This is a genomic window from Pontibacter sp. BAB1700 (assembly GCF_000277005.1).
Classification (GTDB): Bacteria; Bacteroidota; Bacteroidia; order Cytophagales; family Hymenobacteraceae; genus Pontibacter; species Pontibacter lucknowensis.
This window is the reverse complement of sequence record NZ_AKIS01000208.1, coordinates 1-11000: the sequence shown is the minus strand read 5'-3', so window position 1 is coordinate 11000 and position 11000 is coordinate 1. Positions and strand designations below refer to the sequence as shown.

Genomic DNA, 11000 nt, shown 5'->3' with positions numbered 1-11000 from the left:
AGGCCCTCTTTCCTGATCAGGAAAGAGGGCCTTCTTATGTTATAGCAGCTGCTAATATTTTAGTATCAGACCTTATCTGCCACGCTTTGGGCCGCTACCTTTTGGAGCATCACCACGCTTGCTTCCGCCTTTGGGTGCTGCGCTTCTGCCGGGTGCTGCTTTAGGTGAGCCTTTTCTTTTGAAGCCATCCTTTGATGCGTCTGTTCTTCTGGTACTGTCGCTTCCTCTGGTTGAAGATCTGGTAGTTGATGACCCAGGTCTGCCACCTCTTGCCGGACCTTGGCCCGCACCAGTTCTGGCATTCGCACCCGAAGCGCCGTCTCTGGATGAAGAGGCACTACCAGCGCCACCTCTTGCTCTGGACCGCTCACCTCGTGCTGGTCTGTCATAGCTGCTTTCAGAAGTCTTTCTGCTGCTTGTTCCCTTGCCGCCGGGTACCAGGCTGGTCAGGCTGTTGACTTCCTGTGGCGTCAGTACGCGCCAGTGACCGGATGGCAGTTTGGCCAGTGAGAATTCTCCGAAACGAACACGCTGCAGGTGCATCACCTTATAGCCGAGACTCTCACACATGCGCTTCAGGTAATGGTCAGTTCCCGGTTTCAGCGTTATACGGAAGCGCGTCTGGGTTTCTTTTGATACTGAGTTGTTTACCCGTTCTTCGCCCGGCACAGGAGCGCCGCCACCGCTTATTTTCTGCAGGAAATCAGCCGTGATCATCTTGTCCACGGTTACGATATACTCCTTCTCGTACTTGTTGTCGGCACGCTTCATGCCACGCACAAAGTCGCCGTCGTTGCTCAGGAAGATAATACCCTCCGCCTCACGCTCCAGCATGGCGGTTGGCTCCAGCGTAGCCGGAAAATTGATGGCTCGCACCACATTGTCGCGCACCGCCATATCCGAGGTGGCCGACATGTTGGCTGGTTTGTTGAAGATCAGGTATACAGGCTGTTCCTGTTTCACACGCAGCATCTCGTCGTCGATGCGCACCTTATCCTTCGGCGTTACTTTCATGCCGGGATCGGTCGGTATTTTCCCGTTCACCGTCACGCGGCCCTGCTCTATCAGCTCGTCTGCATCGCGACGAGAGCAAAAGCCCGAGTCGCTGATGAATTTATTCAGTCTTTTTGGTTCCATGTTGTTCGTGGCGTTCGTGTTGCCGTAAGTCAGCACCATATTTTACGCCAATCCTGTAATAAGAAGCAAAATTACGGGAAAATATAGCTTTACCTAAGCTTTGCCTCAACTGAAAGAATCAGCACCATGCCGAACAGACAGGACTACTCGTTTTCAAGTGCATAAGATGACTGTCGCATAGAAAGAGCAAAGCCGATCACGCAGCCGACCAGCGCCGGCACGATCCAGCCCATACCCAGACTGTAAAGCGGCAGGTAACGCGCGAAGACATCGCTGATGCCCAATTCAAATCCTGCGGCGCCCAGCCCCTCCACCACACTCACTATACCTGTCAGCAGTACCGACCAGGTATAGATCGCATTTCGGTTGCGGAGCAGGGGGCCAAAAAGAGTCAGAGTAATCAGGACGATCACGATAGGATAGATCGCCACCAGTACAGGTATAGAGAAAGAGATGATCTGCGTCAGGCCCACGTTTGAGATCAAGGCGCTCACCAGCGTGAGTCCCAGCACATACTGCTTGTAGGAAATAGAAGGGCGCAGCTTATTGAAATAGCTGGAGCAGGCCACGATCAGACCGATGCTGGTAGTAAGGCAGGCAAAGGTGATGGCTACGCTCAGAATCAGGCTGCCGGAGAGTCCGAACTGCAGACTGGAGATCTGGCTGATGATCAGGCCGCCGTTTTCCAGATGCCCGATCGCCTGCACACTCGTTGCCCGGAGTAAGCCAGTCCGACATACACCAGGCCAAGTCCGGCCGCGGCTATCAGGCCGGCTGTGGTGCAGACTTTGGCTATTTGCTTTGGGCTGTCTACTCCTTTAGAACGTATGGCATTGATCACGATCAGACCGAACACAAAAGAACCAATGGTGTCCATGGTGAGGTAGCCTTCCTGGAAGCCTTTGAAGAAAGGGGCTGCTTCGTAGGCCGCCAACGGAACTGTGATCTCACCTAGCGGTGAAATAATATTCTGAAGCAGCAGGCAGCCAGGATTAGGAGCAGCACCGGCGTGAGAATTTTGCCGATGCGATCCACGACCTTCCCCGGGTTCAGAGCCAGCAAGTAGGTGACAGTGAAGAATACTACAGAATAGAGCAGCATGCCCCATCCCGTTGTTTTCAGTCCCTCTGGCAGGAAAGGCGCAATTCCGATTTCATAGGATACTGTGCCCGTTCGGGGCACGGCGAACAGCGGTCCGATGGTCAGGTAAATGATAACCGGAAACAATAGCCCAAACAGTGGGTGCACCTTAGCCGAAATGGACTGCACGTCTTCATTTTTAGACATGCCGATCGCAATAACTCCCAGCAGCGGTAGCCCTACGCCTGTCATCAGAAAGCCGATAATAGCAGGTGTAAGTTCAGTGCCGGCGGCCTGACCCAATGATAAAGGAAAAATGAGGTTGCCCGCGCCGAAGAAGATGGCGAATAGCATTAAGCCAATGAAAAATGTTTCTTTAAAAGAGAGTGTTCCTGCTTTCACAATATTTTACGTTCAGTGAGAGGATGTATTGAATCTAACTGCAAGTAAATATCCAACTCGTCAAAATCCTACATTTATCTTGTGTTTAGTAAGAAGAGTGGACTAACTGTAATTGTGATCATTAAAAATGAAAGAGATCTGAATATTAGCTTATATTGCTAATGCTATATGTGATGGGGCGCTATCATCTACATACAGACTCTAACATACTTCTTACACTTACATGAATAAACCTCTACTTCTGCTTTTATTTTGGTTCTTTTCCCTAAACCTGCAGGCCCAGATCCAATGGGGACATCAGGTCGGGTCAACAGGGATGAATGCCATTGAGAATCACATCGTTGAAAAAGACGGCAACATTATTTCGGTGGGGCATTTTGAGGGAACCATTACCATTGGCAACCATACCCTTACCAGCATGGAGAACATTGACATGTTTATGTACAAATCAAACCCAGCGGGTCAGGTGCTTTGGGCGAAAACATTGGGCGGTCCTCAAAATGGGGGCGCCATTGGCGTGGCGACAGATAAGTATGGGAACATCTATGTGGGCGGCGTATTTATAGAGGAACTGCTTATAGATGACAAAGTCGTATTGAAGGGTGAAGGTGTATTTAATACTTTCATCGGCAAATTTGATACGAACGGTAAGCTACTATGGTCCAAGGGGGTGCTCACCAGGGAGCGCTACGCCTCGGCTACGTTGATGGGTGTCATCACCGCCAGCCCGGAAGGAGAAGTGGTGTTACCGGTACAGTTCTGGGGCACAGTACAGCTTGAAAACCAGCAATACAAAAGTCAGAATCCGAGAGGGAATGATCTGCTGCTAATCAAATTATCTTCAGAAGGCCAGGTATCGTTTGTCAGCCGGTCCTTCCACGATGGCAGTGTCTATCCCCGCGAAGTAAAGCTGGATGCGGTTGGGAATGTATACATGACAGGGGCTTACATCGGCACGTACAAAATAGCAAATCACAGTATCGCGACAGGCCCTGAATCCCATGATGATATCTTCGTTGCAAAGTTTGACAAACAGGGGCGCACGCTCTGGCTCAAGGGCTTTAACAATGCTGTCGGCCTACTGAGTAGTGCCGGGGAGAGTCTGGAAATTGATCCCAAAACTAAAAACATATACCTGGCAGGCTATTTTAAGGGCAGAATTGATTTTGATGGCATCGTGCTGGAAGAAACAGGCATGGTTGAGTTTCCGGGAGTGCCAGCAGATATTTTTCTGGCCAGTCTGACTGAAAATGGCGCTGTGATCTGGGCCAGAAGCTATGCAGGAGAGGGACATGACCTGGCCAAGGACTTAAAATTGCTGCCCTCCGGAGGACTCATGCTGGCAGGGGCCTGGGACTTCAAGCCTTTTGTGCAGTATTTTGATGCTGCGGGAAACCTGGGAGAGCGCATTAGCCTGAGCGCTGGTGGAGTTGCCGAAAATATTACGCTTGCTGCAAACGGCGCCTTCTATATCTCGGGGCAGTTTTGGGGACCTCTCCAGGCTGAACACCTTTCCTGGAACGCTAAGGGAGAAATCAATGGTTTTCTGATGAAGTTTGATCCCTGCAGTGCCAAAAGTGCTCAAGCGGGTAGCACATATAAAACCTACAATGTGATCACTCCAAACGGAGACGGCAAAAACGAATATTTCGTGCTCGATCCTGCCCTGGCAGGAGCTAAACTACATGTATACAACAGGTGGGGGAGCAAAGTGTACGAAAGTAGTAACTATAACAATGACTGGAGTGGCAATGGCCTTCCAGAAGCTGTGTATCATTGGGTAGCCACACACGACTGCTCCGGCACTCTGAAAGGTACTGTTACCATCATTAGGTGAGCTTTATGAAGTCATCTAAGTAGGTGAAGAGAATAGAACTGGTAGTTAACTCTTAGCTATCCTGTCTGCAGGAAATTTCTTCTGATGAAGAAGTGGTTGATTATGTGAGCTTTATTTTTTCCTGAAACCAGCCGCTATACCTTAGTAGTCTTTGTTTGAAACCATTTTAAGCCACTCAACCTTATATAAGCAATTACCCGAAGCAATATCCTATTATGCTGGAATATTCCATGTTCGAAAGGCTTCCTTACCGGAGCCAGCGCGAAGCCCTGAAAAAGGAGGGCACCCTCATTGCACGCCGTCAGGTGAACGGGTATACGATCTTACTGTACACTTTGGGGCACACATTTGTGGAGGTATGGACGGGCGCCGAGGCCGAGGTTGTGAGTACCTTTAAGCAAACAGCCAGTGCCATGGCAGTGCTGGAGCCTTATGCGGATGAAATAGACATCCGGCAGCTGATCAGCACGCTATCCTAGCAAGACATTACTGACAATAGAAATGCAAAACCCCGTCTGTAGCAGGTATACCTACCGCAGACGGGGTTTTATGTCAGCTAAGGGTGCTTACTTTTTAAGAGAGTATTGTCGGAGCCATTCTTCTGCTGAATTCTTGTCATCAAATACCTTTGCCGTGAAAGCTTTCAGATTATTGTAAAAGCTGGCGGCAGTTGATTCAGCAAAGGTTTCCGGAGTAGTGATCATGGCAAAATACTTCAGCCCGGCCCTGGCGGCACGAGGGCTCCATTCATTAAGTACCCAGCTGAGGGAGTGGTCCCATCCGCCGATGATCAGCCGCGTGTCATTCAGAACGCAGTTGTAACCGGCCTCGGCCAGTGCATCAGTGTAAGCTTGAGCACCGGTTTTGATATTCTCCTCTGTTAGATAACCCATCCAGTTCACATGCACCCATCTGTTCTTCGCATTTACCTCTATGGTAAGGTATACGCGGCCAAACGGGTTCTTCAATTCTTTCTTCATTGCTCAAGCTAAAATGTCCGACTTCAAATTTATCTTAAAGCGGACAGGTTTTCCAAGCTTTAGGTCCTGCTGATGATTATTCACAACCAAATACGCCATCCCCAATAGGGGCGCCAGGAGGCAGGTTGAGCTGTTTGGTTGGTTTTACTTCCTCAGGCTTCTCCATACGAGCCAGCGCGAAATCCAGATGCGCTTTGTAGCCCGTGTCGCGTGTGCGTTTGGCCTGACTGGTGGCATGCTGCTTAATGTCGGCCAGTGCGCTTGCGGCAACGGCACGTGCCTGGTACGAGGCGTTCTGGTTCTGTGTCAGGGCTAGCAGGTGGCTCAGTACCACTTGTTCGGTTTGCAACTGTACCTGACCAGCCAGTCCGTTAAGGCGTCTGCTTTTCCAGGTTTGCCCGATCAGCTGACTGGTGACATCCTGCAGACTGAGGGTGTTATGCCGTGCCCCGAACTCCACAAGACGGGAGGCACGCTCCGGGTGCAGCAGGAAAGAAACAGAGAAGTCAGCAGAAGCCTGCGCTGCTGCCAGCGGATCAAAAGTAAGGCCGGTTCTTTTCGCAAAGAGCTCACGGTTGTTACCCAGGCCCGGCGCACGGGGCGGGATCAGGGTGATGACGTTCTCTGGCAGGGTAAGCACTTCCGGCGAAATCGTCTGAAGCATGGCATCGAGGCCCTTTTGCTGCTCTTTTTTGTCAAGCACTTCGGTTACCAGCTGCTTATCGCCACGCATGGCATAGGTATAGCGCATGCCCCCGATAAGCTTGGCTGCTGCTTCGGTCTGGTAGCGGTGGAAATTATAAATGGGTACCAGTACATCTTCCAATGTACTCATGGCAGCACCTGGTTTAATATTCTTTTCGGAGAAGTTTTGCAGGGCTTTTCTGCGTACCTCGAGCACGCGCATCAGCTCATCCGCCGCATTGGTGCCATTGTCCCACAGGTGGGCAGTCGGGTGGGCACCGCCGGGAGCGCGGGCATCCGTGTCAGAGATAAAGGTAAGTCCCCGGGCCCGGCCCTGTGCCAGCAGTTCATCCAGTGCTTTCTTTTCGTCGGTTCCCTTTGGGAAGTCCTGGTAGCCAAAGGTCACGGCCAGTTTGTCCCACTCGCCTATACTGGTACCATAGGCATTGCTGATGTTGATGTTGCCGGTTCTGTCCAGCTGTACCTGCGGGTGTGGGTAGTCCATCACGGAGGCATTGTTGTTGGCGTCATAGTTGTGCATGATGCCCAGGGTATGGCCCAGTTCGTGTGCCGACAATTGCCGGATGCGGGCGAGCGCCATCTCCATCATTGCTTTGTTTTCAGGCTTGCCATCTTCGTAAGGGGCCAGCAGCCCCTCCGCGATCAGGTAATCCTGCCGTACCCGCAAAGAGCCTAGCGACACATGCCCTTTGATGATCTCACCGGTGCGCGGGTCCATCACAGAAGCGCCATAAGACCAGCCGCGGGTGCTGCGGTGCACCCACTGAATCATGTTGTAGCGCACATCCATCGGATCGGCCGTGTCAGGCAGTACCTCTACCCGGAAGGCATCTTTATACCCGGCTGCTTCAAATGCCTGGTTCCACCAGCGGGCTCCGTCCAGCAAGGCTGATCGGATCGGCTCCGGCGCCCCATTGTCCACGTAGTACACGATCGGCTTCACTGCTTCTGATACCTTGGCAGAAGGGTTCTTCTTCTGCAGACGGTGGCGGGCAATGTAGCGCTTCTCTATGTTCTGGTTTACCGGTGTGGCGTAGTCGAAATAGGAGATACCGAAATAACCGGCTCTAGGGTCAGCCTCACGCGGCGTGTAATTACTGTCAGGCAGCTCGATGAAGGAGTGGTGCTGGCGCAGGGTAACAGCTTGTTCATCAGGAGCTACGCTGCGCACTATAAAGCCGCCATTGTCACTGGTGAAAGTAAGGGTCGACTCAAACTCAGTGTTCTTCGGGAAATTTTTGGTGCGCGGCAGGTATAGCGCCGAGCGACTGGCGTCGAGGCGATAGGTGCCCTGATTGGAACGCCGTATGCTGCCGATCACATCGTGGGCATCGCGCAGCAGAAAGTCAGTGGCATCGACCAGCACCCGCTGCCCATCCGCCGCCTCGGCCTTGAATCCCCAGAGCACAGACTGGGCGAAAGACTCTTCCACGGCGCGGGCTTCATTCTGATTGTCTGTGATGGCTCTGTAACGCAGGTTTGGCTGCACGAGCAGCACCTTCGGACCGATCCTTTTAAAGGACACAATGCGTTGGCCGCCCAGCTGACCGCGATCGAGACCTATGTCATTGGAGCCGAGTCCGCCCGGCAGCGAGTTCACATACAGAAAATCCTGCCCGAACTTATCAATCTCCAGCCAGATCTTACCGTTGTTTTCGTCCCAGTAGAAGGTATAGAAACCGGGGAATTTTTTCATCCCCGCAGTTTTGGAACTGATGCTGGGGAGGTTCTGTGCCTGGGCGCTGCCAAAGGCCAGCAGCGGAAGCAGAAGAAGGAGCAGAAGCCCGTTTTTAAGAGTTAATTTCATGGTTTAAAGTATAGAATAAGATAGGGTATGCAGGCTTAAGTTACGCATTTTGAAAATAGAATCCTGAAAATATAGCTTAAACCGAATTGAATGGGAGGCTCCCTTAAATCTGAAAACCTTAAGCGCTCAGGAGAGTACATATTCTCTGAGCGCTCTCAGAGCACGATTTAGAACAAACAAAACCTTGCACTATGAAAAAGATACTGATGGCTATTTCGGCCTTTGCGCTGCTGACAGCCTGCGGCAATGAGCAGAAATCGGAGTATGAACGCTACTATGACAGTGACTACCAGCCTGACACCACAGCAGTAGCCTCCCGTCCGCAACCGCCGCGCCCTGCTACCACACCACCTGCAGGAGGAGCCACCCAGGATGTACAGACCACACCGGCCGGCACCGAAACTGGTCCGGGAGCAACTGAGGGAGCTGCCCAGCAGAAAGAGGCACTGGCCGGACAGTACGCCAAAGGGGAGAAGCTGATCGCCGGTTCTGACTGCCTTGCCTGTCACAAAGTGGACCAGAAAGTAGTAGGCCCGTCATACCAGGAAGTAGCCGAGAAATACGAATTCAACGACAAAAACGTAACTTATTTATCGAGTAAAATCATTCAGGGCGGATCCGGAGCATGGGGACAGATCCCAATGCCGCCGCACCCGAACATAAGCGAAGCCGATGCCAAGGAGATGGCTCGTTACATCCTGTCACTCCGCCAATAGCATGATCCCGAAAGCTGTCCTCCGGTACCCACACAGGTATGGGGACAGCTTTTTTTATACCTCAACCACAGCAAGCCAACACACATGAGCAGAGCCAAAAATTACAGTGAACTGGAAGCGGAACTGGTGCTCGACGCCAAGGCCACGCTTGGTGAGGGAGCCATCTGGCATCCGGCTGAGAAGCGACTTTACTGGGTGGATATAGAAGGCCGCGAACTGCACCTGTTTGACCCTACTACGGAAGAAGACACCGTCTGGCCGGTAGGTGAGCGGGCTGGAACAGTAGTACCGATCGTAAATGGAGGCGCATTGGTTGCCTTGCAGAATGGCATCCATTTTATCAATACTGAAACCGGTGAGCTGACACTGGTGGCCAATCCGCTGGAACAGGACGATATCCGGTTCAATGACGGAAAATGTGATCCGGCTGGCAGGTTTTGGGTAGGCACTATGGCACTGGACTCGCGTGAAGGGGCTGCGGTGCTATACCGCATGGAACATGACGGGCAGATCGCACAGGTGCTGGACAATCTGAGTGTTTCAAACGGCCTGGTCTGGACGGCAGACAAAAGTCGCATGTACTTCATTGACACACCGACCCGCAAGGTGCAATCCTTCTCTTACGACCATGATACAGGCACTATTCAGAAAGAGCGGGATGTGATAGCTATACCGGAGCATGAAGGAAAGCCGGATGGGATGACCATTGATGAAAGAGGAAGACTTTGGATTGCGCTCTACGGCGGTGGGGGCGTGGGTTGCTGGGACCCGGAAACAGGGGAGTTGCTCCTCAAAGTAAAAGTGCCTGCACCGCATACTACTTCCTGCGCTTTCGGTGGTGAGCGGCTGGATACACTGTACATCACCACCGCCCGCAATGGCCTGGATAATGATCAGCTGCACGAATTTCCGAAGAGCGGCGGTATATTTGCTCTGAAACCTGATGCCAAAGGGGTGCCTGCAAACTTTTTCCTGAGCCGCCTGTAAGGTTTAAACCAAATTTCAGGTGCCATGAATCAGTCCCTGTGCGGTCGAAATTTTCATTGGACGAGGTGCCAAACTAAACATACTATTAATTCTTAAATCTTAATTAAACTATGATTTCAGCTAAAGCTTATGCAGCATTCGATCCTACCAGTCCGCTCGGGCCCTTCAGCCTGGAACGCCGCGAGGTGGGGGAGCATGATGTGCTGATCGATATAAAATACTGCGGCGTGTGCCACTCTGACCTGCACCAGGTCCGTAACGAATGGGGCGGGGCCATGTATCCGCTGGTACCTGGCCATGAGATTGTGGGAGTGGTGAGCAAGGTGGGGTCTGCCGTAAAGAAATTCAAGGAAGGCGACCTGGCCGGCGTGGGCTGCTTTGTCGATTCCTGCCGCGAATGCCACAGCTGCAAAGAGGGGCTGGAACAGTACTGCGAAGTGCAGAATGTGGGTACCTACAACAGTTTTGAGCGAGATGGGAAAACGATCACCTATGGTGGCTACTCCAGCCAGATCGTGGTGGACGAGAACTATACCCTGAAAGTACCTGAGAACCTGGACCTGGCCCGTACTGCGCCTTTGCTTTGCGCTGGTATCACGACCTATTCGCCTATCATGCAGTGGAAGATCGGGGAGGGACACCGCGTAGGCATCGTAGGCCTCGGCGGATTGGGCCACATGGCCGTGAAAATCGCCGCCGCCAAAGGTGCTGACGTGACGGTGCTGAGTACCTCACCAAACAAAAAACAGGATGCCCTGGACCTGGGCGCGCATAACTTCGCTGTAACCAAAGACGAAGCTACCCTCAAGCAGCTGCGCAATTCTTTTGACTTTATCATTGACACGGTATCGGCGCCACACGACTACAATTTATACCTGTCCATGCTGAAACGTGACGGCACGATGATTCTGCTGGGAGCGCCGCCGGAGCCTTCGACAGTGGCCGGCTTCAGCCTGATCGCCCGCCGCAAACGCCTGGCTGGCTCTATGATTGGCGGTATACCAGAGACACAGGAAATGCTGGACTTCTGCGCCGAACACAACATCATGTCCGACATCGAACTGATCAAGATGGAAGATATAAACGAAGCCTACGAACGCATGCTGCGCAGTGATGTGAAATATCGATTTGTGATCGATATGGCGAGTTTGAAGTAGATAATGCTGAGCCATGGCGCGAGCGTCCTCGCTCGTGACTTGCCATGATGGGGCCTCTGGCCGCTACTTTTTAAAACTGGGCCAACAAATTTTTTCCCCCCCCGGGGGAAAAAAAATTTTTCCCCCCCGGGGGRAAAAAAATTTTTTGGGGGTTTTTTAAAAAAAAACCCCCCCAAAAAAGGGGGCCCCCCC

The 11000-nt window shown here is 52.1% G+C and carries 8 protein-coding genes and 1 pseudogene; 5 read left to right on the top strand and 4 right to left on the bottom strand.

What is annotated here, in order from left to right:
• Positions 1-72 precede the first annotated feature (72 nt).
• Together O71_RS19805 and brnQ are read right to left on the bottom strand one after the other, a co-directional pair.
• Entirely contained in the window at positions 73-1176 is a 1104-nt protein-coding gene (locus O71_RS19805; protein WP_007660639.1) for a pseudouridine synthase, read from the bottom strand.
• 104 nt (positions 1177-1280) lie between these two features.
• Positions 1281-2571: pseudogene (gene brnQ / locus O71_RS26100) on the bottom strand (branched-chain amino acid transport system II carrier protein).
• A gap of 271 nt (positions 2572-2842) precedes the next feature.
• On the opposite strand from brnQ, the gene O71_RS19795 reads away from it, so the two are divergent.
• Together O71_RS19795 and O71_RS19790 are read left to right on the top strand one after the other, a co-directional pair.
• The gene (locus O71_RS19795; protein ID WP_081490547.1) at positions 2843-4456 is read left to right on the top strand and encodes a gliding motility-associated C-terminal domain-containing protein; all 1614 of its coding nucleotides are present in this window, start codon (positions 2843-2845) and stop codon (positions 4454-4456) included.
• 215 nt (positions 4457-4671) lie between these two features.
• On the top strand, positions 4672-4935 hold the full coding sequence (locus tag O71_RS19790; protein ID WP_007660630.1) for a hypothetical protein: 264 nt from the start codon (positions 4672-4674) through the stop codon (positions 4933-4935).
• Between the two features lie 87 nt (positions 4936-5022).
• On the opposite strand, the gene O71_RS19785 is transcribed toward O71_RS19790, so the two are convergent.
• Together O71_RS19785 and O71_RS19780 are read right to left on the bottom strand one after the other, a co-directional pair.
• The gene (locus O71_RS19785; protein WP_007660628.1) at positions 5023-5436 is read right to left on the bottom strand and encodes a hypothetical protein; all 414 of its coding nucleotides are present in this window, start codon (positions 5434-5436) and stop codon (positions 5023-5025) included.
• A 76-nt stretch (positions 5437-5512) separates the two neighbouring features.
• A complete protein-coding gene (locus O71_RS19780) occupies positions 5513-7948 on the bottom strand; it encodes a zinc-dependent metalloprotease (RefSeq protein WP_007660625.1) in 2436 nt (811 codons plus the stop codon).
• A 191-nt stretch (positions 7949-8139) separates the two neighbouring features.
• On the opposite strand from O71_RS19780, the gene O71_RS19775 reads away from it, so the two are divergent.
• The 3 genes from O71_RS19775 (at position 8140) to O71_RS19765 (ending at position 10808) form a co-directional block, all read left to right on the top strand.
• Complete coding sequence (locus O71_RS19775; RefSeq protein WP_007660623.1) at positions 8140-8664, top strand: c-type cytochrome; 525 nt, start codon at positions 8140-8142, stop codon at positions 8662-8664.
• Positions 8665-8748: 84 nt separating this feature from the next.
• Entirely contained in the window at positions 8749-9651 is a 903-nt protein-coding gene (locus O71_RS19770) for an SMP-30/gluconolactonase/LRE family protein (protein WP_007660621.1), read from the top strand.
• 110 nt (positions 9652-9761) lie between these two features.
• On the top strand, positions 9762-10808 hold the full coding sequence (locus O71_RS19765) for an NAD(P)-dependent alcohol dehydrogenase (protein ID WP_007660619.1): 1047 nt from the start codon (positions 9762-9764) through the stop codon (positions 10806-10808).
• The last annotated feature ends 192 nt before the right edge of the window (positions 10809-11000 follow it).

Bases quoted from the DNA above. Each gene is read 5' to 3' on its own strand.
- O71_RS19775 (WP_007660623.1), top strand. From the start codon at position 8,140: ATGAAAAAGATACTGATGGCTATTTCGGCCTTTGCGCTGCTGACAGCC.
- O71_RS19790 (WP_007660630.1), top strand. From the start codon at position 4,672: ATGCTGGAATATTCCATGTTCGAAAGGCTTCCTTACCGGAGCCAGCGC.
- O71_RS19805 (WP_007660639.1), bottom strand. From the start codon at position 1,176: ATGGTGCTGACTTACGGCAACACGAACGCCACGAACAACATGGAACCA.
- O71_RS19770 (WP_007660621.1), top strand. From the start codon at position 8,749: ATGAGCAGAGCCAAAAATTACAGTGAACTGGAAGCGGAACTGGTGCTC.
- O71_RS19780 (WP_007660625.1), bottom strand. From the start codon at position 7,948: ATGAAATTAACTCTTAAAAACGGGCTTCTGCTCCTTCTTCTGCTTCCG.
- O71_RS19785 (WP_007660628.1), bottom strand. From the start codon at position 5,436: ATGAAGAAAGAATTGAAGAACCCGTTTGGCCGCGTATACCTTACCATA.
- O71_RS19795 (WP_081490547.1), top strand. From the start codon at position 2,843: ATGAATAAACCTCTACTTCTGCTTTTATTTTGGTTCTTTTCCCTAAAC.
- O71_RS19765 (WP_007660619.1), top strand. From the start codon at position 9,762: ATGATTTCAGCTAAAGCTTATGCAGCATTCGATCCTACCAGTCCGCTC.